Here is a 26649-nt window from a genome sequence, read left to right as displayed (position 1 = left end):
CGACGAACGCGCGGAGCTTTTTCGGTCCCCAGGTCGGGTGGTCTTTGCGCGTCTTCACGAAGACGTCCGCGAGCTCGTCATCCAAACGATGCGGATGGTTGCGCGCGACCGGAGGTTTGTCCTCTAGCCCCGCCGGCCCGAGCGACTCATATCGTTCGAGCCACTTGTAACCGGTTTTTCGGCTGATTCCGAAGCGACGACAAAGCTCCGTGAACGGCTCGTCACCTTCGTCGACAGCCACGATGAAGCGCATGCGCTCCTCCACGACACGGCTCTCCCTCCAGGGCATGCCCAGGTCTCGCCAGACCTGTCGACCGTAGGGCAACTAACTGTCACCCAGGCTCCCGGTCTACCCTGTTACCCAGGTAGCCGGTCTGTACCCCCAACTCCGCGTTCAAAAGGGCCCACTCTGAGAGCGCCGATCGGGCCCACCTCGGAGCCCTGAACGGACGGCGCGGACGGGCATGGTCCGATCCCCTCGCTTGGCACGCTTGACCCAGCCGAGATCCCCCACCGCGTACCCGGACGAACCATAGCGCTAGGACATGCACTGTCCTAGCTACGCGGGACAGCCCGCGAAACCTAGGCATTTCGTGGTAGATTGGTCTCATCACTTGAACCGCTCCGATGAGTCGGGCGCCGCGAGACGCGGCCCGATGCCGGAGCGCTGGCGAGGGGACCATGGCGAACGTCCTGGATCCGGAGAAGCGTCTCCGCGTGCTTGCTGCTTTGGTCGACGGCAACAGCGAGCGTGCCGTCGAGCGCATGACCGACGTCGATCGGAAGACGGTTCGCCGCCTCGCGCTCACGTTCGGGCAGGGCGCGGAGCGACTGCACAACGCGCTCGCGCGTGGCCTCCGGTGCTCGCTTATCCAGTGCGATGAGATTTGGAGCTACGTCGGGAAGAAGCAGGCCCGCGTCACGCTCGAGGACGGACCCGACGTCGGCGAGGCATACACGTTCGTGGCGCTCGACACGTCGAGCCGGTTCGTCATCGCGTGGCACGTGGGGAAGCGGGACGAGCAGAGCGCGCGGGAGTTCATGACCGACGTCCGCGCACGCCTGGTCGTGATGCCCATGGTCGCGACGGACGGGTTCGCGCCCTACGTGGCCGCCGTCGGGGCGAGCTTTGGGCCCGGCGTCGACTACGCGCAGATGTCGAAGAACTACACGAGCAAGCGACGCCGCGATGACGACCACCGTTATGAGCCGCCCCGCGACCCGTTCATCACGAAGAAGACGATCTTCGGGGCGCCCGACATGGGGAAGGTTTCAACGGCCTACGTCGAGCGCCAGAACGCCACTATGCGCCACACGATCGGGCGGCTCCGCCGGCTCTGCTACGCGTTCAGCAAGAAAGCCGAGAACCACCGCGCCGCGATCTCGCTCTGCTACGCGTACTACAACCTCTGCCACGTGGTCTCGTCGCTTCGCGTCACGCCTGCAATGGCCGCGGGCGTGACGGATAGGGTCTGGTCGCTGGAGGAGTTCATGCAGGCGATCCTCTCGGCTGCGCCGGTCGAGCGGCCGGAGAAGAAAGCGCTCGCGTCCCGCGTGCCGGAAGGCCCGGCGCGGGAGCTGCCCAACGGACGCGGCTTTCTCCGCGTCGTCGACGGCGGGAAGGCCAAGCCGAGCGACGTGCCTACGCCCCCAGTGGTGTCTCAAGAAGATACGACCATGACACGCGTGGAGATGAAGCCGCCACAGGAACCCCTCCGGCAAGAACAAGGCCCCAGATCGCCTGTTCAGCTCTCACTCTTCGAGCCGCCATGGGTCTGAACGAACTGCCAGGCTTGTGCTCTTGGATGGCTTCTCTCTTGCTAGCTGTTAAGCTATGTGTTAACAGCGCACATGTGGCGACCTTGCCGCAACAACTGGCCCAGCTCGTCGCGGCTGGACCCAAGCGCACCATCTACGCCTACAGGCGCGAGGACGGAAGTGTCCCCGCGCTGGAATTTTTGGAGAAACTGGATCACGGCGCGAAGGCTCGCTTTGCCATCCACTTCCAATCATTCTGTCAGGAAGGCCATCTTCCGTTCAAGTATTATCACGCGTGGAACGGGAAGCGCAACAAGGAAGCCGATGGCCTTTCGTGTTTTAAAGACAATCAAAGCCAATCGCGGATACCGTGTTTTGCTGACGGAGCACAGGGAATAATTGTTCTCACCCATGGGTTCGGCGGCAAAAAGGAGGACGATGTCGACCCCAGAGAAATAAAGATGGCAGCGCGCATCAAGGCTGACTACGAACAACGAAAAAGTAAATACCCACCACAAGGGCCCTCAGGCAAGCCCAACCTAAAACAACTGCCCGGAGGGAAACGGAAATGAGCGCAAAATCTAACCCGGAGGCTCTGAGCTGGCTGGAGCAGCAGCTCGCAAATAACGAATTCCGGCTCGTATTCGATCAAGAGCGTGCGAGTCGTGAGTTTTGCGAGCAGTTGGAAGCGGCGATGAAGCGCGCTGGGTTGGCACGGCATGAACTTGCCGCCCGAATCGGCAAAAGTCGGTCGTTCGTCTCTCAGTGCTTGCGGCTTGGTCGCAACCTGACGCTCGACACGATGAGCGAGCTTGCCGCCGCCTGCGATTATGAACTCCATATCTGGCTACGCCCGCGGACGGCGGACGCTGGGCCTGTATGCCTTGAACCTGCACCGGACTGGACTTCTCTGGTGGAGGCGCATGTCACTCACCCCGATGCCCGTGATGTAACCGCATGGGATCGGGACCGTAACGTCTCACAGGAAGCCCCCGAGGTGGGGGCTTCCCCCGTTTCAATGTGGGATGTGGCAGCTGGATGCCACTTATCTTGGGCTTCGTGAGCATGACATGAGCACTGCTAAACTTGCTAAGAAAGGCAAGAAGGCTGCGCCGCAGCGGAAAGAGTCGCCGCCTTCACCGGAACAGGCCGAGCCGACGGCTGAATTGCAGGCGGTTAATGCGGCAGCCCTGGTGGCGCGCTACGTTGAGCTGAACGACGTGCGACTTGTCCGCATTTCGGCAGAAATGCGGAGCAGCATCCGTAATTTGCTCTCCAGCGAATACGCTACGGTTGTTGGCAGCCCGACGCATAGTTTTGTGTTCGATGAGGCACAGAGTCTGATCCGGGTGACCGTTGGTCTAACTGTGTCCTTGGAACGCGAGCCTACCGCATCTCCAACGGCGGAAACTCGTGAATCGGGCAATGCGCTCGTCAACATCGCGGCAGAGTTCTACCTTGAATATTATCTGAAAGTGGAACCGCCGCCCATCGAGATGCGTGACAAGCTGTTCGGCAGCTTCGCGGCCGTGAATGCGGTATACAATGCGTGGCCATATCTGCGCGAAGTCGTACAGGACACGAGTGGCCGCCTGGGGGTGCCCCCCATCGTGCTACCCGTATATCGCGTGCCACGTCCTGGACTGGCAACTGCATCCAGCGACAACTGAAGGAGGGGGGGGCGCGAGAGGCGCCCCCACCGTCGCCGCTTCCGCTGCTTCCACGTGGGGCGGGGGGCCTGCTCTGGAGCGGGAGTCGCCCCGAGCTTCCGGAGGGCGGCGCGTAGCCGCTTCTCGTGGGCGTAGAACGTCGCCCGTGGTTGTCCCGCGGCTCGCGCCGCGTCGGCGCCGATGAACCCGCGAGCGGCCAGCTCCACGACGTGGGCAACGCTCGGGCTCGACGCCATGACCCGCGCGAGCAGGTCCCGCGCCTCGATGCCGGGCGTCGGGTCCGGCGACGCGAGGATCGGAACGTCCCGAAGCGCTGACGCGGGGACCTCGTGCAGCGTCGACGCGCGCCGCGAGAGGTTCTGCGCGTGATACCACGCCGTCTGCCTCATGAAGCCCAGCAAGGACGCTTCGGACGGCGTGCGCTCCCCGCCGCGCACGCGCCCTTCGGCCAGGGCCTCCCACGTCGTGATCATCGTCTCCTGGACGACGTCGTCCACATGCCGCCGTTCCACGCCGATCGCGCGGGCATGGCGGAGGAGCATAGGGCGCATGGCCTCGATGTCCTCCGCGTCCGCTTCGACGATCGGCGCGCCCCCACCGGGGGAGGCGCGCTGCCGGATCACGTGCTGTCCCCTCGGACGAGGGATTCCACCTCGACGTCGAGCGCGTGCGCGACGCACGTGGCGAAGTGGAGCGTGCAGGCGATCTCGCCGTGGAGGACGGCGCGTACGTACATCGGCGCATAGCCGATCGCGTCGGCAGCCTTCCACAGCCCGCGCGCCGCGACATGGGGCGCGAGCGCCTTTCGGACCCGCGCCGCCTGCTCGTCCGTGAGAACCGCGGGGAGGCTCAGCGGGCCCTGGTCGTCGTGGTCCTGGTCGGGCTCGCTCACGATGCGCCTCCCTTCCGCTTCGGAGGCGTCACGAGGGAGAGCGCCGGAGCCTTGCGGGGCGGCGCCTTCCCGGCAAGGGCATCGTCCAGGGAGAGCCCCACGGCGCGCGCGATGCTCCGCGCGAGCGCCATGTTCCCGGGCTCCGTCCCGTCGAAGAACGCGAGCACGAACGAACGGCGGAAGCCGAGCTTGTGCGCCACGGCAATCCACGTCCCATGCTCGCGGCGAAGATGGCGCAGCAGGGCGCGGAGGTTCGCCCGCTGGATCTCGATGAGGTCCGAGCCGCGGAGAGGCCGACCGCGAAAGCGGGACGCGGCCATCACGACGCGCCCCCTTTCCGCCCGCAGAGCGCGCACGCGCCCGCGACGTGGGGACGCCCGGAGAGAACTTGCTCGACGGTGATGCTCCCGGCGCGCGCGAGCAGCACGGCGACGGCGTAGGACGTCTCGTGCGGGATCCGCGCGAGGATCTTCACGGAGACCCCCATTACGGACGCGAGCACGGCCCGCCCACCGTAGGCGCGGGCGATGTTGCGTTCGGCAGCCCGCATGTGGGCGCGCTCATCGGCCGACGGCGTGAGGGTCGGGCTCTTGCCGCTCTTGGGCGGACGAGTCCCTTGGCCCCGCGGGGCAGGGTGGACTAAACGAAGCATGGGTTGCGACTCCGGTCAGTACGGGGTTGCGGCCAAGTCGCCCCGGGGGTCGGCAAACCCTTCGGGGCGGCGCCTTTTCAGGCCCGGCAACCGTAGCGCCGAAGTCACGCGATTACGTCAAACTGGCCCACTTCGCCTGAAAGTACCCCACTACCTGCCGTCGAGCCTCCGGAGGTACGAGGCCGTGCCTTGGAGGAACGAGGCCGTGCCTTGGAGGAACGGGGACGATGGAAGGAGCGGCGGGCTCGTGGCGTCGAGAGATGGCCGCGATGCAGGAGACCATGGGCTCCTCGCCCGAAGACCTACGACCCCATCACGTGGAGGGACGGAGCCGTGCTGTTTGGAGCGTGAGGCCACCACGTCACGCCACGACCTCATGCGACGAGCCGTTGGCCGCCGACCTGTCCGCGCTGCGGCCTTTGGTAGCCAGGATCATCCCTGGCCTTGACCGGCGGCGGCGTTCCCCACCAAGACAGCCGCGCTGCGGCTTCTGCTGTCCCCCCGGCTTCTTCGTCGGCCTGTTTGAAAAACTGCGCGGAGCGCAGTTTTTCAACCCTGGGTCCAGCGCCTCGCTGGTCCGGGGTCGAGGGGGCGGACAGCCCCCCGCGGGGTCCGGGGCAGCGCCCCGGGCTACCGCTGGCTGTGGAACACCCTCGAAGGCCTCCGTTCATTCGACGGGCAGCACGTCCTCGGTCCTTCGTTTGGCGAGAAACACGAACATCGAGGGCACGAGGAAGAGCGACAGGAGGGTGGACGAGGCGAGGCCGCCGGTGACGGCGAGGGCCAGGGGGCGGTTTGACTCCGTTCCGTGTTCGAGGCCGAGCGCCGTCGGCAGCAGGCTGATGATGGTGGCGAGGCTTGTCATCGCGATTGGGCTGAAGCGCGCGCGCCCGGCTTCGACGGCTGCTTCGAGGACGTCTTTCCCTTCCTGGAACGCGCGGTTTGCGTGGTCGACGAGCAGGATGCCGTTCGAGACGGCAATGCCGATGACCATCAGGATCCCCATGAGCGCGGGAATGGAAAACCCGTCGCGCGCGCCGAGGAGTGCCAGCGTGATGCCGACGAGGCATACGGGGATGGTGAATAACATGACGAGCGGCAGGCGAAGCGACTTGAATTGAATGGTCATGATCATGAAGACGACCATGACGGCGAGGCCGAGCGCGACGCCGAGGCCGCCGAATGTCGTGCGCATCAGCTCGACCTGGCCGGCCATGGCGAAATGCACGTCGCGGGTGCGGGGATCCTGCCGGAGGCGCGCTTCGAGGTCGGCGCCGGCGCTGCCGAGATCCCGCCCTTCGGTTTGCATGAGGACGTGCGCGACGCGCTGGAGGTGGTTGCGCTCGATGGAGATTGGGCCCGCGGAGCGCTCGATCGTGCCATAACTGCCGAGGGTGACGGCGCCTGAGGCTGTTGCGCGGATCGGGATCTCGCGGAGCCGGTCGGCCTCCTTCACGATCCCGCGGTCGTATGCGGTGACCACGTAATAGGACTGGCCATTTGATCCGTCGACCCAGACCGAGGGTGCATTGATGTTGCCGAGCGTCGCTTCGAGCGTCGTCTGCGCCGCGGCGCGCGCGGTCACGCCGACGAGGCCGGCTTCCTGCCGGTCGGTGGCGAGGCGCAGCTCTGGGTACGCGAGGTCGAGCGTGGTGAAGATGTCGCGCACGCCCGGCACGGTCCGGGCGACCTCGGCGACGGCGCGGGCCTGCTCGTCGAGCTCTTCGAGGTTCTCGCCGCGCACCTCGACGACGAGCGGGGCCATGTATCCATTCGAGAAGACGCTCGACACGAGCCCGCCGGGCGCCTGCAAGAACTCCACGCCGGGGAAACGGCGCGCGAGGATGGCGCGCATCTTGTCGGCGATCTCGCGCTGCGAATGCGAGCGTTTCTCGGGTGGCACGAGCGCGACGCGGAGAAACCCCATGTGCGGGCCGGCGTTCGGGCTGTTCATCTTCGCGCGGGCCTTGCTCGGGGCCCCGACGTTCATGAGCACGAGCTCGACCTCTTCCTTGGGCAATTCGTCCCGCAAGGCCTGCCCGATTTCCTGGAAGATGCGCGTCGATTCTTCGAGCGAGGTCCCGGGCGCGAGGCGCACGTAGACGCGCTCCATCGATTCGTCGATCTCCGGGAAAAATGTGCTCGGGAGGCGGGAGGCGCCGTAGGCGCTGGCCACGACGAGCACGAGGGTCGCGAGGACGACGGCGCCCCGGTGTTCGAGCGCCGCCCGGAGCGCCGCTGCATACGCCCCCGCGAGCCTGTCGACGACGCGTTCGAACGCGCGCGCGAGTTTCCCCGGCTCGCTGTGGCCGAGCAGATAACGGCAGGCGACGGGCGTCACCAGCATGCTCACGAAGTATCCGGCGACCATCGCCGAGGCGACGGTGAGCGCGAGCGGGGAAAAGAGCTTTTTCGCGAGTCCGGTCAAGAGGACGACCGGCAGGAGCACCGCGATCGTGCAGAGCGACGCGGCGAGCGCGGGCCCGGCGACGAGGTTTGCGCCTCGGAGCGCGGCCGTCGCGTCGTCCTCGCCGGCGAGCCGCCTGCGGTGGATCGATTCGAGCACGACGACCGAGATGTCGACGAGTGGCCCCATGGCGAGCGTCAGCCCGCCCAGCGTGAAGGCATTGAGGGATTGGCCGGTCGCGTAGAGGACGAGCAGGATGACCGCGAAGCTGAGCGGCACGGAGATGGCCGCGATGAGCACCGAGCGCCCGCTCTGGAGGAAGATCAGGATGACGCCCGCGATGAGGAAAAGGGCCTGCACGATCTCGCGCTTGAGCCCCTTCATCGCGCCCTCGACGAACGTCGATTGATCGAAGATGGGCTGCACGACCATCCCGGGCGGCAGCTCCGGCAGGTGCGCGAGCGCCTCGCGGATCGATTCGACGATCTGCACCGTGTTCCCGCCGGGGATCCGCAGCACGTTGAGGTAGACGGCCGGTTTTCCGTCGATGGAGACGAACTGCGTGGGGAGCGTCCCGCCGTCCTCGACCGTGGCCACGTCGCGCACGAGCACCGGGTGGCCGCCCACGAGCCTCACGACGGCCTCGCCGATGTCGGACACGCGCGGCGCGACCGCGTTCGTGTACACGTTCGCCTCGAAGCCCGCGCCCATGAAGCGGCCCGAGGGCAAGAGCGCGTTGGCCTTGTCCACCGCGGCGGCGATCTCGCCTGCGGTCACGCCACGCGCCTCGGCGCGCACGGGGTCGACGACGACGTTGATCTGGCGCTCGCGGCCGCCGTTCGGCGAGGCGCTGGCCACGCCCGGGATGCCCTCGATGATGGGCTCGACGGTGTTGACCGCGAAATCATAAAGCTGCGGCCCGGTGAGGCCGCCCCCGTGGACGGCGATCTGGATGAGGGGGGCGTTCGAGGGATCGTATTGCAGGACGAAGGGCGGCAGGACGCCGAGCGTCTTCGGGACGGAGGACATCGCGAACGCGACCTGCTGCTGCACCAGCGATTGCGCGGCGTTGAGGTCGGTGCCCCATTTGAGCCACACGTAAATGATGCTGAGGCTGTTTCGGGACTCGCTCTTGATGTGGTCGACGCCGGGCGTGGCCGCGATGAATTTTTCGAGGCGCCAGGTGATCGTCTTTTCGACGTCCTTGGGCCCGAGCCCCGAGGCGAGCGTGCCGACGATGAGCACGGGCGGCGTGAGCTCGGGGAAGGTGTCGACGGCCATCCGCGGCGTGACGACCGCGGAGAAGACCATCAATGCAATGCTGAGGACGAGGACCGCCAGCGGATTTCGGAGCGCGAGGCGCGTCATCGGACCGCCCCTCCCGAGGGCGCCGGCGTGGAGACGGGCACGAGGGACGGCACGGGCGCGGCGGAGCCTTCGACCTTCGCGCGCACCACGTCGCCATTGCGGATCTGCGCGCGGCCTTCGAGCACGAGGAGCGAGCCGGGCAAGATCGAGGGCTCGACGAAGAGGCTCTTTCCGGTCTCGCCGAGGACACGCACCGTGGCCTTTCGCGCGATCTCGCCCTCGAGGATGACGACGGTCGCCTTCGAGCCGCGCACCGTCGCCGCGCGCAGGGGCAGCTCGATGGCGGGCGCGGGCGCGCCGACCTCGGTGAAGACCTCGGCCGTGGTCCCCACGGGCAGCGTGCGCTCCGGGTCGGGCACGTCGATTTCGACGTGCAGCGTGCGGGTCACCGGATCCGCCGCCGGGGAGCGCCGCGCGACACGCGCCGCCATTTCTTTCCCCGTCGCGAGCAGGCGGAGCTTGACCTCGGCGCCCGGCGTGACCGCCTGGAAATCGACCTCGGGGACGTCGGCCGTGACGCGGATGATGGCGCGATCGACCATCGAGACGAGCGCCGTGCCGGGGCGGACGAACGTGCCGGGATCGAGGTTGCGCCGGGTGATCTCCCCGTCGAACGGCGCCTTCAATACGCAATCGTTCACCTCGAGCGCCTTGCCCGCGAGCTCGGCCCGGAGCGCCCGGAGCTGCGCCTCGGCCGCGGCGCTCTGCGCGGCCTTTTGCTCGGCCTCGTTCTTCGAGACGAATCCGTCGTCGACGAGGCCCTGCACCCGCGCCGCCTCGCTCGCGATGGCCCGCTGCCGCTGATCGAGCGCACGCGCTTGCATCGCGACGCTTTGGCTCCCCGTGGACGCGCTCCGGCAATCGAGCGTCGCGAGCACCTGCCCGCGCTTGACGCTGTCGCCCGGCCGCACGAGCACCGTCTCGACATAGGCCGCGACGAGCTGCGGGCCGACGTTCGCCTCCTGCCACGGCGCGAGCGTGCCCACGAAGCGCCGCGTCGGCCGGTACGTCGCCTCGCGCGCCGGCACCACGGTCGCGCCCTTCGGCTGCGCCGAGAGCGGCGTCACGTCCGACGAATTCGCCCGGACGAGCAGCGCCGCGCCTCCCCCGAGCGCCACGAAAAGCGTCGCGCCGAGCGCCCCGATCACCCGCCGATCCATCGGCTTCATCAGCGCACCTCCGCCACGGCCCGCTGGAGCGCGGCCCGCGCCCGGGCCACGGCAAACCCGCCGACCGCCCGCTCGACCTCGGCCTCGACCCGCAAGGCCTCGGCGTCGACGAGCTCCAGCATCGTCCCGAGGCCGGCCTTGAACCGCGCCTCGGCCTGCTCGTGGTTCGCCCGCGCGGCGGCCGCCGCGCGCGAGAGGGCCGCGAGCGCCTGGCGCGCGGCGACGAGGCCGAGGTGGGCTTGCCGCACGGCCGCCTCCTGCATCACGCGCGTCGCCTGGAGCTCCGCCTCGCGCACGTCCTCGACCTCGCGCAGCGCGTCGCGCCGGGCCACGAGCACCGGATCGTAGATCGGGACGCTCAGCACCACGCCCACGTCCCAGTTCGGCACGAGCGGCGCGAAGCCGTGCCCGCCCACGGTCGAGCCGTTCGACGGCGTCGCGCCGCCCGCGCGCCCCGAGATCGCGGCGGTCAGGAAGAGGTCGGGGCGCATCAGCGCCGCGGCCGCGCGCGTCTCGGCCTTCGCGAGGTCGACCCGCGCCTTGGCCTCGTGGATCTCGGCGCTGCCTTCCCGCGCGCGTTCGAGCAGCTCGTCGAGGGCTCCGGGCGCCTCGTCCTCGCTCGCCTCGTCGCCTGCGTCGAGCGCCGCGTCGGGCACGCCCACGACGGCCGCGAACACCGCCTGCGCGGCGGCGAGCGAGCCCTGGGCCCGCACCTTCGCGACCTCGAACCGCGCGACCTCGGCCTCGGCGCGGGCGAGATCCACCGGCGTTCGAAGGCCTGCGCCGACGCCCGCGCGCGCCGCGTCCCGATGCGCCGCGGCCCGGCCCGCGGCTTCGTCGGCGGCACGCGCGACCGATTTCGCCGCGCGCACGGCCCAGTAGGCCTCGGTGACCCGCAAGGCCACGTCGAGCTTGGCGCCCTCGGCCCGCTGCCGTTCGAGCTCGGCCTGCGCGTCGAGGGCCGCCGTCTGCGCGGCGATCCGGCCGAAATCGAAGAGCTCCTGCCGCATGCCCACGGCGACGAGCGTCGAGGCGTAGGGCGTGAAGTCCGGCTCGGCCGAGATGCGGGTCGCGCCGATCCGCGGAAGATCGACGCGAGGGTTCGAAAGGACAGTCGCCGTGGAGTTGTTGACCGTCGAGCCGATGATCTGGGCGGTCGCGCCGACGGAAGGAAGCCACTGCGCCCGAGGCACGAGCGCCGCGGCGCGCGCCGCCTGCACCCGCGCCCGCGTCACGAGGAGATCCGGATTCCGCTTCTCGGCATACGTGATCGCCTCGTGCAGCGAAAAGGCCCGCACGCCCGCCGCTTCGGCAGCGGCGGCGGCCTCCTGCGCGGACGACCCCCGCGGCGCGAGCAGCAGGCCGAGCGAAAGCAGAGCCATCCATCGCCGCCGTACGGCGCGATCCCCGTGAAGCATGGCGGCCGTAGGAGCACCAACGATGCCAACGGGTCTGACGCGCCGAATCGCTGGAGATCCGGAGGTCGACCCTGGCCACGGGATGGGAAAATTTCCCAGCCGGGGTGGGAATTTCTCCCTGCATGCGCTCCCGGTCCCGCGCAGGATAGAGCCCCGCTCCCGGTGGCACGCGCGCTGCACGCGGCAGATCCACCGCGGGAACACGCCCTCGCCATGCGCTCCCCCTCGCCTCTCCTCCCCCTCCGGACGCTCCCCGCGCGGCTCGCGCGATCGATCCGGCGCGGCTGGCTCGTCTGGACGGCGGCGCTCGCGGTCCTCGCGATCACGACGCTCGCGCTGCTCGACGAGCAACGCGAGTACGAAGGCGCGCTCGTCGCCCTCACGCGGCAGCAGCAGATGCTCGCGCTCCTGCTTTCGGACGAGCTCGCGGCGCGGCTCGCGGCGGTGCGGCGTGACGCCCTGCTCGTGGCGGACGACGTCTCGGCCGGCCACGGACCCTCGGAGGGCATGCGAAAGGCCTACCCGAGCATCGAGGTGCGTTCGTCGGAGAGCGCGCCGAGCCCCCACCCGCCGCGGACGATGTCGGTGCTCGTGCCCTCGACCGAAGGGCGCACCGTCGAGCTGACGGTGCCCGTCGCGTGGGTCATGGGCCCCTCGGCGCGGATCGAGCGCCCGGACGAGCTCGTGGTCCTCGTCCGCCCGCCCGACGAGGAGTTATGGCAAGCGGCCGACGGGCGGCAGATCCGGAGTGATCCGCTCACGCGCGCGGCGAACGAGGGCCACGACACGACGCGGATCGAGCGAGACGACGCGGTCGCGCTCGGGCTGCCGGACCGAAGGGCCGTGGCCGCGGTGGACGCCACGGACACAGGGACGCTCGGCCGATGGACCACGGCCGTCGTGGCGAGCGCGTCGCAGGAGCGAGACCGCTGGGAGCGGGCCCGCGGCCGCCTGCTCCTCGGCGTGCTCGTGCCGTGCGCGCTCATCGTCGCGTTCGGCGCGACGGCCCTGCGGCGGCAGCGGCGCGAGCTCGAGCTCGAAAAGCAGCTCGCCCTCGCCGCGCTGGTCCGCACGAGCGACGAGCGGCTCGCGCGGGCGAGCCGCGCCGCCACGACGGGCACGCTGGCCATGGGGATCGCCCACGAGATCTCCACGCCGCTCGGGGTCATCGTCGGCCGCGCCGAGCAGCTCGCGGGCCGCGTCGGCGAGGATCCGAAAGCGGCGCGCGCGGTGCGCACCATAGGCGAGCAGGCCGATCGCATCACCCAGGTCGTGCGAGGCTTCCTCGACCTCGCCCGCGGCGGCTCCCCCTCCTTGCGCCCCGTCGACCCAGGCGACGTCGCGCACGGGGCGTTGCGCCTCGTCGAACACCGGTTCGTCGCCGCGCGGGTCGTGCTCGTGACGGCGGTGGAAGACGATTTGCCCACGCTCGCGGGAGATCTGCGCCTGCTCGAACACGCCGTCGTGAACCTCCTGCTCAATGCCTGCGAGGCGAGCGGCCCCGGAATGCAGGTCGCGCTCTCGGTGCGCAGCGCGGACGCGGGCGTCGATTTCGTCGTCGAGGACCGCGGCGCCGGCATCCGGCCCGAGGACATCGCCCGCGCGACCGAGCCCTTTTTCACGACGAAGGCCGCAGGCTCGGGCCTCGGCCTCGCGATCGTCCACGAGATCGTGAACATCCACCGCGGCTCGCTCGTGCTCGAGCCCCACGAGGGCGGCGGCACCCGCGCGCGCATTCACGTACCCGCCCAAGGCAAGGAGTGCTCCGATGCCTGATCAATCCCACGCCCCGCACGTCGTCATCGTGGACGACAAGCTCGAAATGGCCGAGATGCTCGCCGACGGGCTCGCCGATCACGGAATCTCCGCATTCGCCGTGGCCACAGGCAAGCAGGCCCTCGCGCGCATCGAGGCAGAGCCGGTCGACGCGCTCGTGACGGACCTACGCATGCCCGGGATGGACGGCATCGAGCTCCTGACCGCCGCGCGCCGCGCCGTGCCAGATCTGCCGGTCCTCGTGATGACCGCCTACGGCGCCCTGGAGACCGCGATCGAATCGATCCGGCGCGGCGCATACCATTACCTGACGAAACCCTTCAAGCTCGACGAGCTCGTCGTGTACCTGGGCCGCGCCCTCGACGAGTCACGCGTGCGGCGCGAGGCCCGGACGCTCCGAAAATCGCTGCGCGACGAGGCCACGAAGGCAGGCATCATCGCGCGGAGCCCAGCCATGCGCGCCGCGCTCGACGTGCTCGCCCGGGTGGCGCCGAGCGACGCCCCCGTGCTGCTCATGGGGCCCACAGGCGCAGGGAAAGGCCTGCTCGCCCGGTACCTGCACGCCGAGAGCGGCCGCACGCGGGGCCCCTTCGTGACGGTCAACTGCGCCGCGCTGCCCGATCCGCTCCTCGAAAGCGAGCTCTTCGGCCACGCCAAAGGCGCATTCACCGGCGCAACCACACGCCGCCTCGGCCTCTTCGCCGAGGCCGAAGGCGGGACCATGTTCCTCGACGAGATCGGCGAAATGGCGCCAGCCCTGCAAGCAAAATTGCTCGACGTGCTCGAACGGCGCGTCGTCCGCCCCGTCGGCGCGACAAAAGAGACGCCCATCGACGTACGAATCGTCGCAGCCACGCACCGCGACCTGCGCCGCCGCGTCGCCGAAGGTCTCTTTCGCGAAGATCTGCTCTACCGGCTCGACGTCGTCCCCGTCCACGTGCCCCCCCTGCGCGAGCGTCGCGAGGACCTCCCCGAGCTCGCCGCCGAGCTGCTCGCCAAAGCACGCGCGCGCCACCCCACCTCCCGCGTCGAGCGTCTCTCCCGCGAGTGTCTGCTTTCGATGCTGGACTATCCCTGGCCCGGCAACGTGCGCGAGCTCGCGCACGCCGTCGAGCGTCTCGTCTTGCTCGGCCGCGAGGCCGAAGCACAGTTCGCCGACGCAGCGCTGCCGCACGCAGCCACAGGCGACGCCCAAGCCCCCCATTTCGCCGGCCCCGTGCTGCCCCTGCGCGAATTGCAACAACGTTACGCCCGCTGGGCCCTCACCGAGCTCGGCAGCAACAAATCACGCACCGCCGATCGCCTGGGCATCGACGTCAAGACACTCGCCAAATACCTCGCTGACGACACGTCGGATTGAGGCGGAAGCCGCGGAGCTGGGGCTTTGCCCCAGGCCCCAGCAGGGGCTGTCCGCCCCTGCACCCGGACCAGCCAGGGGCTGGACCCAAGCTCGAGGAACTGCGCGATGCGCAGTTCCTCGAACAGGCCCGGTCAAGACCCGCAGCGGCGTTGCCAACCAAGACAGCCGCGCTGTTGGTTCGGCTGGCGACCTGGGTTCTTCGTCGGCCTGTTTGAAAAACTGCGCGAAGCGCAGTTTTTCAACCCTGGGTCCAGCGCCTCGCTGGTCCGGGGTCGAGGGGGCGGACAGCCCCCCGCGGGGACCGGGGCAGCGCCCCGGCGCAGGCGGCCCCCGTCCCTCCAGAAAATCCGTGCCAACCCGGTGCGTCCTGTGCGAAGGTCCGGGCCGTGCGTCACCGTCCCTTGCACGTAGCCTCACTCCTCGCTGGGTTGCTCGTCGCTTGTGGCTCGTCGCCTCCGGCGGCGACCGTTCCTCCGATCGCTGCGCCTGCCGGTGTGCAGGTGGTGCCTGCCGTGGCTTCGGCTCTCCCGGAGACGCCGCCGGATCCCGATGCGCCCGTTCATATCGAGCGCGTGGGGGAGGCGGCGCCTTGGCTGGAGCGCGAGAGCAAGCGGCAGGAACTCTGGGAGGTCTCACCTCGTGTGAATGGCGTCTCGCATCCCATCAACCCGGTTCTCGGCGAAACGCTGGCCAGAGCCATCGAGCCTGGCGCTATCGTGCTCTCCTCGCGCGTGGGCCAGCTCGTCATGACGAAGGATGGCGTCCGCGGGCTTGTCCCGAAAGGGGTGCGCTTCGTCGGCGTGGTCTCGAGTGGCGAGGTCTTCGCCGAGAAGGAGGGCTTTGCGCCCTTCCGTGCTGCGAGCGCCGACGACCTCGTTGCGGGAAAGCTGACGCCTGTCGCCGGGATCGACCGGGTCTTTGATGCGGCGGGCGTGTTTGTCGTCGCGGCGCGGGGCGGCGTGCTCGTGCAATCCAAGGACGGGGGAAAAACCTTCGTCGATGTGCCGATGAAGGGGGCGGTGGACCGCGCGTTCGTCCGCGCCGACGGCGTCATCCTCGCGGCGGCTGCTTCACGAAAACCCGAGCAGACGTGGTCCACGATCGACGCAAAGGGCAACGTCCAACCGGTGCGCCGTGCGCTCGAGGCTCCATTGCGCTGGGGCGGGTTCATCCTGCATGCGCTCAAGCGGGACGACCAGGGACAACCCGATACGGCGTCTGTCCTCACGAAGGATGGACGCACGTTCGTGTCCCTCCGCCTGCCGGCACAGATCTACGGGGCCGAGTTCATCTCGTTCGACCCGATGTTCCAGGGCGCGCTGATGAATACGGTGCTCCCTTGGGAGGGCGACGTGCTCGCCGCCGCGCCCGACAAGCCGGGCCCGGCGAAGTTTGGTGTCCTGGGCCCAGGGCTCCAAGGGATCGACGTGCCCCCCGAGGACCCATCCGAAGCGTCTGGGATCACCTACGTCGGGAATCTGAGCCGGCCTCCGAAGCGCCCCTGCGAGGGGCTCCAATGCATCAAGGACTTCCGCCGGATCACCCCGATCGCCCCTCCCTCCAGCCTCGTCGGCAGGTTCTTCGACGACGCGCTTTGCAAACGCCTCGCCGACGGACGATGCGAACAAGGCTCCCTTCTCCGCGGGCCGACGATCGGCCTCGCGGACCGGAACACAGGGGCGTTCCTCGTTCGCCCGACGCCGGAGGGGTGCGACCCCCTCTCGCTCACGAGCGTGCGCGGCCTCGTCCTTCTGGATTGTCGCAGCGCCCGCTTCGTGGCCGATGCATCCGGGGTGTTTCTCCGCGAGGGAAAGGTCCACGCCCCCACGAAGGACCTATGGCTCTACGAACCCGCCGAGGATGGGACGATGCTCGCCCTGCACTTCGACCCCAGCGCCACGGTCACCGCAGCCGTGCGGCGTCCCGTGGCCCCAGGCACGGAGGGCGCATGGAGGAACGTGACGAGGCCGGGGGGCGTCACGTACATCGTCCTGCCCCAAGGCGCCGTCCTCATCGCCACGTCGAATGAAGCTGGCAACGAGCTCACCCTCACGCTCGACGCGCCCGAGGGCACCCAGGAGCTCGTCGCAAAGGCCCCCGTGACCCGTCCCGTGCACGCCATCACGGTGGAATCAGGTGATCCCGTGCTCCACTTCTCCGATCCACAGCGTCCGCACAAGGCTCGCATCTCGCGAAGCGGTACGCTGATCGAAGCGCCACGCTGAAGGCCGCAGAGCTGGGGCTTTGCCCCAGGCCCCACCAGGGGCTGTCCGCCCCTGCACCCGGACCAGCCAGGGGCTGGACCCAAGCTCGAGGAACTGCGCGATGCGCAGTTCCTCGAACAGGCCCGTTCAAGACCAGCACCGACCCTGCCAGCCAAAACAGCCGCGCTGCGGGTTCTGCTGGCAACCTGGGTTCTTCGTCGGCCCGTTTGAAAAACTGCGCGGAGCGCAGTTTTTCAACCCTGGGTCCAGCGCCTCGCTGGTCCGGGGTCGAGGGGGCGGACAGCCCCTCGCGGGGTCCGGGGCAGCGCCCCGTCCGGCGCGACGCTGCTGCCTCAGCCTGCGCGTGCCCCTTTCGACCCGAGCTGCCGGATTGCGAAGCCGAGGCCGTCGCGCAATGTGGCCAGCGTCCTCACGCGCGACAGATCGAGGCCGAGGGAAATCATCGTTTGTGCCACGGTTGGCCGGATTCCGGTGATGATTCCTTCGGCGCCGAGCAGCCGCACGGCGCTGAGGATGTTCAGCATGTGCGCGGCGGTCGCTGTGTCGACGACTTCGACGCCTGTCAGGTCGAGGATCGCGAAGCGTGATTGCGTCCGGGCGACGGCGGCGAGCAGGTCGTCTGTCACCCGTGCGGCGCGACGGCTGTCGACGACGCCTACCATCGGGAGTGTCAGGATGTGATCCCATACCTGGATGATCGGCGTCTCCAGATTGAGGATCACCTCCTGCTGCCGCTGGATCAGGGCGAGCTTCGCTTCTAGCTCCAGCTTTGCCTTGTGTGGCTCGCTGACGTTCACGCTCATGCCGATGAGGCCCGTGATGCGCTTGTCTTCTTCGACCGGGATCATCCAGTGCTCCCAGATGACCCCTTCTCCCTCGTCGATCACATGCACGGGGGTGCCCGTGAGCGCGCGCTTCAGGTCGTGAGGGGAATAGATTTCGAAGAAATTCTGCCCGACGAGCTGCCCGCGCTGAAGGCCCGCTGATTCTGCGCCGCGGCCGTCGTGGAACGTGCAGGTCCCTTTGTCGTCGATGGCCCAGACCACCACGTCCAGGTTGTCGAGCAGCCCCTGGAGGATCCGCGCCATCCGGAGCCTCTCTTTTTCGGCGACGATGCGCTGCGCGTCGGCTTGCCGCCGCCGCTCTCGCTCGGCTTCGTATCGTTTCCGCTCGCCCACGTCTCCGAACACCACCACGGCGCCCAGCAGCTCGCCGTCCTTGCCGCGGATGGGCCGGCCGGACACCGACAGGGCCACGCCCTCTGGCACTGCGTGGGTCCGCGCGAGCATCCCCACGCCTTCCGTGGTCTCGCCTCGGAGGGCCCGTTGCAGGGGAAACTCGCTCGACGGGAACGGGGTCACGCCGTCGGGGCGAAAGACGCGATAGGTCTCTGCCCAGTCTGCGGGTTGGATGTGGGCCAGGACTGGCCCCATCATCTTCATCGCTGCTTCATTGCAGTGGACGAGCGTGCCCTCGTGGTCGGAGATGACCACGCCGTCGGCGAGATCTCGAAGCGCCGCGCGGAGAAGCGCGAGCTCCCCTCCTGGGTCGGGGGTGCGCTCCTCCCGCGGCGGGCCGTCCCCGGCTGGTACCGTCGTGGCGAGGCGGGCCGAAAGCTCGGCGACCTGCGCGCGGAGCGCTGCGCATTCCTCTTCCAACCCAGGGTGCGACATGACATCGATCCTCGTGCCCCGGGATGATTTCGTCGTGGGCACATAAGCCCTCGACGCTAGCAGCCGATTTCCTGGATCGTCAACGTGACGGGGGCGCCAGAAGCGTGCCTGCGCCGCGGTTTTCCGCCTTCGGAGCGCGGGTCACTTCGGCGCGGCGGCGTTCACGACTTCGGCGTCGGCGGGCTTCTGCGCCTTGGCGGCCTCCTCGGTCACCTTTTTGAGGTTGGCGAGGCCATTCTCGAAGTCCTTCCCGATCATCGCGTCCATGTCCATGAACAGGCAAAACATCTTCCCGATGAAGTCGTTCTCGCCGCGCATGAACCAGGTGATCTTCGTGTCTTTGCCGGCCGCCTCGACCTTGAATCCATTGTCGGTCTTGGACGCGAAAGGCTTCAAGAACTCGAGGTTGATGTCCACGCGCTCGTTTGGCTTGAGGGCGGCGATGGTCATCTTGCCCGCGCCGACGTCGTCGTTTCCTTCCCATTCGTAGACGGCGCCCACCTCGCCCTGCGTGCCGCTGAACGTCGTCTTCATCTTGGGATCGAGCTTGGCCCAGGGCGACCAGGCCTCCCACGTCCGAAAGTCCTTGACGTGGTTGTACACGAGGTCCACCGGCGCCGCGAAGGTGGCGTGGCGCTCGACCTGATACGCGGACGGGCGCGTCGCGACCACGATCAAAAAGACGACGATCAAAGCCGCGAGCCCCAGCCCCACGCGAATGGCGACCTTTTTCAACGAAACCTCCCTCTGTCGGACAAACCGTCCTACGGCGGCAGGCCCGACGCGTCAAGAATGGAACCACCCCGCGTCTCCTCCCCGCAGGTTCGTCCCGGTAAAACGACGCGTCAGCCGGCCGACGCTCCGCCGCCCCCGCGACGGAGCCGGCGTCGCCTCCCCTCGGCCCAGGCGCGGAACGCAAAACGAAGGGGATGGCCGCCCGTGAGCGCCGACGCCACGTCCCACAACGCGACGATTTCACGCGTGCCCCGCGGACGGACGAACCAGACCGGCTCCCACGCATCCGGGGCGAAGCGGGCGCGGAATGCGCGCAGGCCCTCGAAATCGTAGATGTCATGCCCGAGGCGCCGCAGGATCCGCAACCCTCGCGGCAAAGGCCCCGCGAACGGGACGAGGCCCATCGTGACCCGCCGGCACGAAGCCCCCGCGAGCGCCCGCATCGCCGCGTCCACGACGAGCTCGACCGTCCCGTTCGGCGCGTCGTCTGCGCGGAGGATGTCCTCGAAAAACCAGCCGCCCCGGCCGGGCACCGGCACCGCCACGAGCACGGCGACCAGGCGCTCGTCCCGCTCGGCGACGACGTACAGCCGCTCGGAGGGCCTGGAAAAGAGGTCCACCGAGAGCAAAAACCCCAAGGGGCCGCCCCTCCGCCCCGCGAGCCAGCGCGCCGAGAGCGCCGCCATGGCCGCGCCGAGCGCGCCCCCGAGCTCCTCCCCACGCGCGACACGCGCCCGCACGCCCTTGGCGCGCGCGCGGCGGATCTGCTCGCGCAGGCTCTTGCGCCCCGCGAGCACCCGCTCCCATTGCAGCGGATCCCAGACCGGCTGCCGGCCGAGGGGCAATCGCTCGAAGAAAGGGTCGCGCGGGACCTCCTCGACCGCGCAAAACCCGGCGCGCCGCCCCGCCACGCGCGCGGCCTGCACGAACGCGCGCGCGACGCGCCCCGTCTGCTCGGGCGCGCAGAGCGGCGAGCCAACCGCGATCCACGCCTGGCCCGTGTCCGCGAAGGCGACCCAGGCCCCGGCGCCGTCGCTCCACGCGCGCATCCCCGGCGCGAGGGACTGAAACGCCACCGTCTCGCGCCCGAAGCAAAACACAGCCTCCGCGAGCGTGGAAGGAGCAGAGGCGCGCGTGCGGTCCGGCAGCGCCGAAGGATCAACGCCGGAGATCATTCCTTCCGCCGGCGTGGGCGGGTCAGCTCCGGTTCGAAGAACATAGGCGGAGGCTCCTCGGACGCGCCCATGGCAGCAGCCACGCGCGCAAGGCCCCGCGTGAGGGTCGCAAGCTCGTCCGCAGGCATGTCGGTAAGCGCAGCGATGAGCTTGAGCTGGACAGGCGGCGGGGCCTCACGGAGCAAGGCCCCGCCAGCGGGCGTGATGACGACCTCCGCACGGCGCGCATCGTCCGGAGAGACATGGCGCTCCACAAGGCCACGCTGGACAAGACGCGCGACCACGACGGAAACGGAGCTCGGGTCGGTGGAGGTACGCGCCGCAAGCTCCGCGATGGAGAAGCGCTTGCCACCCGCAAGCTCGCCGAGGACGAAGAGCTGCGCCCCGCTCACGCCGTGCGCCTTTTCCACAGCCGTCGACGAGAGCCGAAGCGCCCGCACCACATGGCGGAGCGCATCAAGCGCCGCAGTCACCTCGGGGTTCCCGGCGGAGGCCGGTTCCGATCCATGGGAGCCCATGCTTTTCCCAACAGCGTAGAGCCGGACGGGCCCTCCTGCAACCGTCGCGATGCGCGGGGGGATTACGTGGGCCTTCAAACGCGCATGTTCCCGGCATGCGCGCCCTCGTCCTGACCGAGCCCCGCCGCCCGCTCGTGCTCCTCGAACGACCGGATCCCACGCCTGGGCCGGGCCAGGTGCTGCTCGACGTGCGCGCCTGCGCGGTCTGCCGGACCGACCTCCACATCGTCGACGGCGAGTTGCCCGATCCGAAGCTCCCCCTCGTGCCGGGCCACCAGATCGTGGGCGAGGTGCGCGCGGAGGTGCCGCGGCCGGGGCATGCGCCTCGTTTTGCGCGCGGGGCGCGCGTGGGCGTGCCCTGGCTCGGGTTTACCTGCGGGACGTGCGCGTATTGCCGCGCGGGGCGCGAGAACCTCTGCGACGCGGCGCGCTTCACGGGGTATCAAATCGACGGCGGGTTCGCGTCGCGCGTGGTCGCCGACGCGCGGTATTGTTTCCCCCTTCCGGAGGGGGTCCCCGATCTCCAGGCGGCGCCCTTGTTGTGCGCCGGGCTCATCGGGTATCGGACGCTGCGCATGGCGGGGGACGCCGAGCGGATTGGCATTTATGGTTTCGGCGCGGCGGCGCACCTCGTGGTGCAGGTGGCGCGCTACCAGGGGCGGCGGGTCTTTGGCTTCGTGCGGGCCTGGGACGAGAAGGGCAAGGCCTTCGCGAGGGAGATGGGCGCGGAATGGGCGGGCGCGTCGAACGAGCCGCCGCCGGTGGAGCTCGACGCGGCCTTGATCTTCGCGCCCGCCGGGGAGCTCGTGCCGGCCGCGCTGCGGGCGGTGCGAAAAGGAGGGACCGTGGTCTGCGGGGGGATTCACATGAGCGACATCCCCTCGTTCCCGTATTCGATCCTGTGGGGCGAGCGCGTGCTGCGGAGCGTGGCGAACCTGACGCGGCAAGACGGCGAGGAGTTTCTGGCGCTCGCGCCCCGCGTGCCCCTCCGAACCGAGGTGAACGTCTATCCGCTGGAGGAGGGCGCCGCCGCGCTCGAAGATCTGCGGGCCGGCCGGTTCTCCGGAGCCGCGGTGCTGGTCGTGGCGAACGACGAGATCCCCGCGGATCGAGCGTAAACGCGGCGTCCCGAAGCGCCAAAGACCGTTCCGAGCGCCCCGCGTCGCCCTTGCACCCGCGCCAAGCCCCCCTCGGACACCCGGACCCGGCTTCGCGCCCGCGCCAAGCCCCCCTCGGACGCCCGGACCCGGCTTCGCGCTCGCGCCAAGCCTACCTCCGGACACCCGGACCCCTCCTTGCGCCCGCGCCAAGCGCTCCTCCGGATGCCCGGACCCCTCCTTGCTCCCGCGCCAAGCCTACCTCCGGACACCCGGACCCGGCTTCGCGCCCGCGCCAAGCGCTCCTCCGGATGCCCGGACCCCTCTTTGCGCCCGCGCCAAGCGCTCCTCGGACGCCCGGACCCCTCTTTGCGCCCGCGCCAAGCCCGTCCCCCGACGCCCGGACCTCTCTTCGGCGCCTCCCCTTCCCCACCCCGCGGCCCGCTGCCATCCTCCCGCCGTGTCTCCGAGGCCGCGACTCGTCTTCTTCGACGTCATGGACACGCTCGTCCGCGACCCCTTCCACGACGTCATGCCCTCCTTCCTCGGGATGACCCTGCCCGAGCTGCTCCGCTGCAAGCACCCCACCGCCTGGGTCGACTTCGAGCTCGGGCACATCGACGAGCCCACCTTCCTCGCCACCTTCCTGCCCGGACGCTCCTACGACGCCGCGGGCTTCTGCCACGTCGTCCGCGAGAGCTACCGCCTGCTGCCCGGCATCCGCGACCTGCTCCGGGACCTCCGCCAAACCACCCCCGGCGTGCGCCTCTACGCGCTCTCGAACTATCCGCCCTGGTACCGCTGGATCGCCGAGCGCTGCGAGCTCGACAAGCTCCTCGACGGCGCGTTCGTCTCGTACGAGACCGGCGCGCGCAAGCCCGATCCCGCGGCCTACCTCGTGCCCTGCCAGAGGCTCGGCGAGCCCCCCGCGGAGGCGCTCTTCATCGACGATCGCGCGAAAAACTGCGAGGGCGCGCGCGCCGTCGGCATGCAGGCGATCGTGTTCAACAGCGCCGAACAGCTCCGCGAGGAGCTCGCGCAGCGAGGGTTGATCACGGCCGCGTCGTGAAACGCGCGCGTGGAATCTTGCCGGCCTTCCACCCCTGCTTCTATGCTGGCGCTGTTCGGGTGGGTTTTGCGCGGAGAGCCATGTACGCGTCGCTGATCGAGCACGTTGGGACGGGGAAGATGATTCGGCTCGAGCGCCGTTTGTCGGGCGAGCCGTCGCTGCACGGATACCTCCTCGGGCTCGGGCCGGAGCTCGGGCTCATCCACTGCTTCGATGACTTCGAGCCAGACGGCTACACGCTCTTTCGGCTGGAGGACGTACTCGCCCACGAGCGCGGCGCCCACGAGGAGCACTGGGACCGGATGCTGGTCGGCGAAGGGCTGCTCGGCGGGCTGCGCTTGCCGTTCGAGGTCGACCTGCGCGGCTTCTCCGCGGCGCTGCGATCGATCCAGGCGCACCACGCGGACGTCATCATCGAGTGCGAGGACGAGGGCGACGACGACGGCGACTTTTACCTGGGTCGGCTGCTCGAGGTCGGGGAGGAGAACGTGCTTTTGCACTACGTGGACGCGCTCGGGCGCTGGGACGAGTCGCCGACGATGATCCCCGCCGAGCGGATCACGAAGGTGCAGTTCGACACGCCCTACCTGCGGCGCTTCATGCGGTACACGGCGCGGTTCCCGACGCACTGAGCCGGCCGTAGAGGTGCGCGTAGAGGCTCGCCGGGCGATCCCAGCCCGGCGCCGCGCGAAGGACACGACGGCGTAGGGACATGGCCCCGGGGCCGCCGAGGTGTGCGAGGGCGCGGCGGACCACGAGGACGAGGGCGTCGGCGCTCAGCGCGTCGAAGAGGAAGCCCGTGCCGCGGCCGGGGTGCGCGTCTTCGTCGAGGATCGTGTCCGCGAGGCCGCCCGTGCGGCGCGCGAGGGGCACGACGCCGTAGCGCTGGGCCTCGAACTGCACGACGCCGCAGGGCTCGAAGCGGGAGGGCATGATCAAGAGGTCCGCCGCAGCGAGGAGGCGGCGCGCGATCAGGTCGGGGACGGCGCCGAGGAAACGCGCATGCGCGGGGTGCGCGGCAGCCGCAGCGGCGAGGGATCGTTCGAGCGGGGCGTCACCGGCGCCGGCGACGACGATGGTCGCGCCGGCGCGGCAGAGGTCGGGGATCGCCGCGGCCACGAGGTCCGCGCCTTTCTGCGGGACGACGCGGCCGAGCGAGGCGATGAGCGGGCGCGCCGGGTCCGTGTCGAGCCCGGTCTCGGCGAGGAAGGCGCGCTTGCAGAGCGCCTTGCCCGCGAGGTCGTCGGGGCCAAAGGGCGCGGCGAGGGCCGGGTCGCGCGCGGGATCCCAGGCGTCGAGGTCGATGCCGTTCGTGATGCCGAGGAGGCCGCGGCCGTCGCGGGAGGCGCGCGCGCGGAGCACGCCGTCGAGCAGCTCGCCGTGCGCAGGATCGAGGATCTCGCGCGCGTACGTGGGCGAGACCGTGGTGACGGCGTCGGCGGCGAGGAGGCCGGCCTTGAGGAGGTTCACGCGGCCGTGGAACTCGAGGGCGTCGGGGTGGAAGTGCGAGGGGCCGAGGCCGAGGAACGTGAGGGTCTCGGGCGGGAAGACGCCCTGGAAGGCGAGGTTGTGGATCGTGAGCACGGTACGCGGGCGCGGGCCTCCGGCCTCGCGGAGGAGGTACGGGACGGCCGCGCCGGGCCAGTCGTGCACGTGGACGACGTCGAAGCCCGAGGCCATCGCAGCGGCCGCGCGCGCGAAGTGGGCAAAGCGGCGCGCAGTCGCATGCTCGCCGTCGCCCTCGCGGCCGTAGGTGCCGAGGTGCGCAGGGACGTCGGGGAGGACGACGACGCGGGCGCGGACGCCAGGCGCGATGGGGATCTCGGGTTCGAGCCGCACGCCCGGCGGCGCAGGGAGGACGACGGTGACGTCGTGCCCGAGGCGCGCGAGGGCACGGGCGAGGCCGGCGACGCCGTCCGCGATACCGCCGACGCGGACGAGGGGCGAAAGCTCGGCCGCGACGTGGAGGAGCTTCAAGGGCGGCTCAAGGCGGGCACTTGCCGCCGCAATCCGCGGGGCAGGTGCACTGGTTCTCGCTCTTCGCGGTGCAGGTGCCATCGCCGCACGTGCCGGTGCAGGCGCCGCAATCCTGGAGGCAGTCCTGGCAGGTCTCGAAGGGCTGGCAGATGCCGTCGCCGCAGAAGCCGACGCAGTCCGCCCCGCAAGTGAGGGTCTCGCTGCAGTGGCAGATGCCGTCGCCGCACTTGGGGCCGCAGTCGCCGACGCAGCTCATGCACGTCTCGCCGGCCTCGCACGTGCCGTTGCCGCAACAAGCGCCGGTGCAGTCCTGCGCGCAGGTCAAGCAGGTCTCGCCGAAGTTGCAGACGCCGTCGCCGCAACAAGCGCCGCAGTCCGCCGCGCAGCTCTGGCAGGTCTCGCCGGTGCCGCAGGACTTGTTGCCGCAAACCTCGCCGCAGTCCTTGGGGCAGTTCGACTTCGTCTCGCCGGCCGAGCAGGTGCCGTTGCCGCAAGCGACAGGGCAATCGGTCGGGCACTTGGCGTTGTTCTCGAAGTTCTGGCAGACGCCGTCGCCGCACGCGGGGCAAGCGCCGCAGTCCTCGACGCACGCGCCGCAGAGGACTTCCTGCGGCTCGCAGACGCCGTTGCCGCAGCAATCGCAGTCGTCGTAGCAGGTGGAGCACTTCTCGCCGAAGTTGCAGGCACCGTCGCCGCAACAAGCGCCGCAGTCCGCCGCGCAGTTCGAGCAGTTCTCGCCGAGGGTCGTGTCGCACTTGTCGTTCGGGCAGCAAGCGCCGCAGTCCGCCGCGCAGTTCGCGCAGTTCTCGCCGAAGCCCATGTCACACGTGCCGTTGCCGCAGCACACGCCGCAGTCGCCAGGGCAATTCGCGCACGTCTCGGTGCCTTCGCAGACGTCGTCGCCGCAGTTGCACGGGCAATCTTCGAGGCAGGTGCCACACGACTCGCCGGGGACACACGCGCCGTCGCCGCAGTTGACCTGCGGGATGCAAGCAGGCGTGCCGCTGCCCGGAGGGCTCTCCTCGCAGGCGTACCCCGTCGGGCAAGGGTGTTCGATGCAAACACACGGCAAGCTGAGCGGGACGACGCCCGTGGTGCCCGCAGGAAACTCGGTGAACATCATCTCCGCGCCAACGGTGTCGTCCTCCCGCGCAAGGTCGAACGTGGCCGACGCGCGATGCTTCGTGCCCTCAGGATCCGAGAGCGAGACACGGCGCGCAATCGGAAGCTCAGCCGCACTCGCAACAGAGATGGTCTCGGTGAAGTCGACACGATCCCCAGTCTCGACCTGCACGGTGACGGAGCGAAGGCGCGCCGCGCATTCCGTGCCGACCCCCATCACGAGCGTGACGTCGGTGGTCGCCGAAGGCGCGACATCACTGCCGCACTGCAAGCCGAACACGGCAAGGAAAGTGGCGAGCGCAGCGACGACGGCGCCACGAAGCGCAAGAGGAGCAGGCACCCGGGACATGTCCCATCGTCGCGCCATTCGCAGGGCAGGCGCAATCCGCGAAGGCAGGCGTCGCGCGCTGGGGCTTCGCCCCAGACCCCACCAGGGGCTGTCCGCCCCTGGACCCGGACCAGCGAGGCGCTGGACCCAGGGTCGATGAACTGCGCGATGCGCAGTTCATCGAACAGCCAGGGGCAAGACCGGCGACGGGCCCGCCAACCAAAGCCGCAGCGCTGCCGGTTCAACGGGCAACGCACACG

24 protein-coding genes are annotated in these 26649 nt (G+C 69.5%); 11 read left to right on the top strand and 13 right to left on the bottom strand.

Annotated features, from left to right (window positions below; genetic code table 11):
- The coding region (locus tag E8A74_RS20780; RefSeq protein ID WP_136930777.1) for a helix-turn-helix domain-containing protein at window positions 1-289 on the bottom strand (289 nt) is incomplete at its 3' end.
- 392 nt (window positions 290-681) lie between these two features.
- Here E8A74_RS20780 and E8A74_RS20775 point away from each other — a divergent pair.
- The 4 genes from E8A74_RS20775 to E8A74_RS54875 are packed head-to-tail and all read left to right on the top strand — an operon-like array spanning window position 682 to window position 3428.
- A complete protein-coding gene (locus E8A74_RS20775) occupies window positions 682-1779 on the top strand; it encodes a transposase (protein WP_136930776.1) in 1098 nt (365 codons plus the stop codon).
- The gene (locus E8A74_RS20770) at window positions 1770-2330 is read left to right on the top strand and encodes a hypothetical protein (protein WP_136930775.1); all 561 of its coding nucleotides are present in this window, start codon (window positions 1770-1772) and stop codon (window positions 2328-2330) included. Before E8A74_RS20775 ends, E8A74_RS20770 begins: the two co-directional genes overlap by 10 nt.
- On the top strand, window positions 2327-2821 hold the full coding sequence (locus E8A74_RS20765; protein WP_136930774.1) for a helix-turn-helix domain-containing protein: 495 nt from the start codon (window positions 2327-2329) through the stop codon (window positions 2819-2821). Before E8A74_RS20770 ends, E8A74_RS20765 begins: the two co-directional genes overlap by 4 nt.
- A 7-nt stretch (window positions 2822-2828) precedes the next feature.
- A complete protein-coding gene (locus E8A74_RS54875; RefSeq protein ID WP_232379678.1) occupies window positions 2829-3428 on the top strand; it encodes a hypothetical protein in 600 nt (199 codons plus the stop codon).
- A 619-nt stretch (window positions 3429-4047) separates the two neighbouring features.
- On the opposite strand, the gene E8A74_RS20755 is transcribed toward E8A74_RS54875, so the two are convergent.
- From E8A74_RS20755 to E8A74_RS20730, 6 genes are all read right to left on the bottom strand, one after another.
- Entirely contained in the window at window positions 4048-4320 is a 273-nt protein-coding gene (locus tag E8A74_RS20755) for a hypothetical protein (RefSeq protein ID WP_136930772.1), read from the bottom strand.
- Entirely contained in the window at window positions 4317-4643 is a 327-nt protein-coding gene (locus E8A74_RS20750; RefSeq protein ID WP_136930771.1) for a hypothetical protein, read from the bottom strand. Before E8A74_RS20750 ends, E8A74_RS20755 begins: the two co-directional genes overlap by 4 nt.
- Window positions 4640-4972, bottom strand: a complete 333-nt coding sequence (locus tag E8A74_RS20745) for a hypothetical protein (protein WP_170229253.1) — start codon at window positions 4970-4972, stop codon at window positions 4640-4642. Before E8A74_RS20745 ends, E8A74_RS20750 begins: the two co-directional genes overlap by 4 nt.
- Before the next feature lie 667 nt (window positions 4973-5639).
- Window positions 5640-8747 (bottom strand): efflux RND transporter permease subunit, encoded by a 3108-nt coding sequence (locus E8A74_RS20740; RefSeq protein WP_136930769.1) that lies wholly within the window; start codon window positions 8745-8747, stop codon window positions 5640-5642.
- Window positions 8744-9916 (bottom strand): efflux RND transporter periplasmic adaptor subunit, encoded by a 1173-nt coding sequence (locus tag E8A74_RS20735; RefSeq protein ID WP_136930768.1) that lies wholly within the window; start codon window positions 9914-9916, stop codon window positions 8744-8746. The genes E8A74_RS20740 and E8A74_RS20735 overlap by 4 nt, the downstream gene beginning before the upstream one ends.
- Window positions 9916-11298 carry a TolC family protein gene (locus tag E8A74_RS20730; protein ID WP_170229252.1) on the bottom strand — a complete coding sequence of 461 codons (1383 nt, stop codon included), beginning with the start codon at window positions 11296-11298 and terminating at the stop codon, window positions 9916-9918. Before E8A74_RS20730 ends, E8A74_RS20735 begins: the two co-directional genes overlap by 1 nt.
- Window positions 11299-11547: 249 nt before the next feature.
- On the opposite strand from E8A74_RS20730, the gene E8A74_RS20725 reads away from it, so the two are divergent.
- The 3 genes from E8A74_RS20725 (at window position 11548) to E8A74_RS20715 (ending at window position 16695) form a co-directional block, all read left to right on the top strand.
- The gene (locus tag E8A74_RS20725) at window positions 11548-13110 is read left to right on the top strand and encodes a sensor histidine kinase (RefSeq protein WP_136930766.1); all 1563 of its coding nucleotides are present in this window, start codon (window positions 11548-11550) and stop codon (window positions 13108-13110) included.
- Window positions 13103-14470, top strand: a complete 1368-nt coding sequence (locus tag E8A74_RS20720; RefSeq protein WP_136930765.1) for a sigma-54-dependent transcriptional regulator — start codon at window positions 13103-13105, stop codon at window positions 14468-14470. Before E8A74_RS20725 ends, E8A74_RS20720 begins: the two co-directional genes overlap by 8 nt.
- Before the next feature lie 512 nt (window positions 14471-14982).
- Window positions 14983-16695 (top strand): hypothetical protein, encoded by a 1713-nt coding sequence (locus tag E8A74_RS20715; RefSeq protein ID WP_136930764.1) that lies wholly within the window; start codon window positions 14983-14985, stop codon window positions 16693-16695.
- Window positions 16696-17027: 332 nt separating this feature from the next.
- Here E8A74_RS20715 and E8A74_RS20710 read toward each other — a convergent pair whose 3' ends face one another.
- Window positions 17028-18188 (bottom strand): PAS domain-containing protein, encoded by a 1161-nt coding sequence (locus E8A74_RS20710; protein ID WP_232379681.1) that lies wholly within the window; start codon window positions 18186-18188, stop codon window positions 17028-17030.
- On the opposite strand from E8A74_RS20710, the gene E8A74_RS54870 reads away from it, so the two are divergent.
- Window positions 18153-18395 carry a hypothetical protein gene (locus E8A74_RS54870; RefSeq protein ID WP_232379682.1) on the top strand — a complete coding sequence of 81 codons (243 nt, stop codon included), beginning with the start codon at window positions 18153-18155 and terminating at the stop codon, window positions 18393-18395. The genes E8A74_RS20710 and E8A74_RS54870 overlap by 36 nt on opposite strands.
- 114 nt (window positions 18396-18509) lie before the next feature.
- Here the strand turns inward: E8A74_RS54870 and E8A74_RS20705 are convergent, their stop codons facing one another.
- The 3 genes from E8A74_RS20705 to E8A74_RS20695 all read right to left on the bottom strand — a co-directional run bounded on the left by E8A74_RS20705 (window position 18510) and on the right by E8A74_RS20695 (window position 20751).
- Window positions 18510-19103: an SRPBCC family protein gene (locus E8A74_RS20705; protein WP_136930762.1), complete on the bottom strand. Its 594-nt coding sequence runs from the start codon at window positions 19101-19103 to the stop codon at window positions 18510-18512.
- 110 nt (window positions 19104-19213) lie between these two features.
- Entirely contained in the window at window positions 19214-20278 is a 1065-nt protein-coding gene (locus tag E8A74_RS20700; RefSeq protein ID WP_136930761.1) for a phosphatidylglycerol lysyltransferase domain-containing protein, read from the bottom strand.
- The gene (locus E8A74_RS20695; protein ID WP_232379677.1) at window positions 20275-20751 is read right to left on the bottom strand and encodes a MarR family winged helix-turn-helix transcriptional regulator; all 477 of its coding nucleotides are present in this window, start codon (window positions 20749-20751) and stop codon (window positions 20275-20277) included. Before E8A74_RS20695 ends, E8A74_RS20700 begins: the two co-directional genes overlap by 4 nt.
- A 140-nt stretch (window positions 20752-20891) precedes the next feature.
- Between E8A74_RS20695 and E8A74_RS20690 the strand changes: the two genes are divergently transcribed.
- The 3 genes from E8A74_RS20690 (at window position 20892) to E8A74_RS20680 (ending at window position 23594) form a co-directional block, all read left to right on the top strand.
- The gene (locus E8A74_RS20690) at window positions 20892-21914 is read left to right on the top strand and encodes a zinc-dependent alcohol dehydrogenase family protein (protein WP_136930759.1); all 1023 of its coding nucleotides are present in this window, start codon (window positions 20892-20894) and stop codon (window positions 21912-21914) included.
- Between the two features lie 439 nt (window positions 21915-22353).
- Window positions 22354-22962, top strand: coding sequence for an HAD family hydrolase (locus E8A74_RS20685; RefSeq protein WP_136930758.1), 609 nt, complete (start codon window positions 22354-22356; stop codon window positions 22960-22962).
- Between the two features lie 119 nt (window positions 22963-23081).
- Entirely contained in the window at window positions 23082-23594 is a 513-nt protein-coding gene (locus tag E8A74_RS20680) for a hypothetical protein (RefSeq protein ID WP_136930757.1), read from the top strand.
- Here the strand turns inward: E8A74_RS20680 and E8A74_RS20675 are convergent.
- Window positions 23560-24939, bottom strand: coding sequence for a glycogen synthase (locus E8A74_RS20675; protein ID WP_136930756.1), 1380 nt, complete (start codon window positions 24937-24939; stop codon window positions 23560-23562). The two genes, E8A74_RS20680 and E8A74_RS20675, sit on opposite strands and share 35 nt — an antisense overlap.
- Before the next feature lie 7 nt (window positions 24940-24946).
- Window positions 24947-26410, bottom strand: coding sequence for a hypothetical protein (locus E8A74_RS20670; protein WP_136930755.1), 1464 nt, complete (start codon window positions 26408-26410; stop codon window positions 24947-24949).
- Window positions 26411-26649 lie beyond the last annotated feature (239 nt).

Source organism: Polyangium fumosum (assembly GCF_005144585.1).
Classification (GTDB): domain Bacteria; phylum Myxococcota_A; class Polyangia; order Polyangiales; family Polyangiaceae; genus Polyangium; species Polyangium fumosum.
Note: the sequence above shows the minus strand (reverse complement) of the source record. Positions and strands in the feature narration are given on the sequence as shown.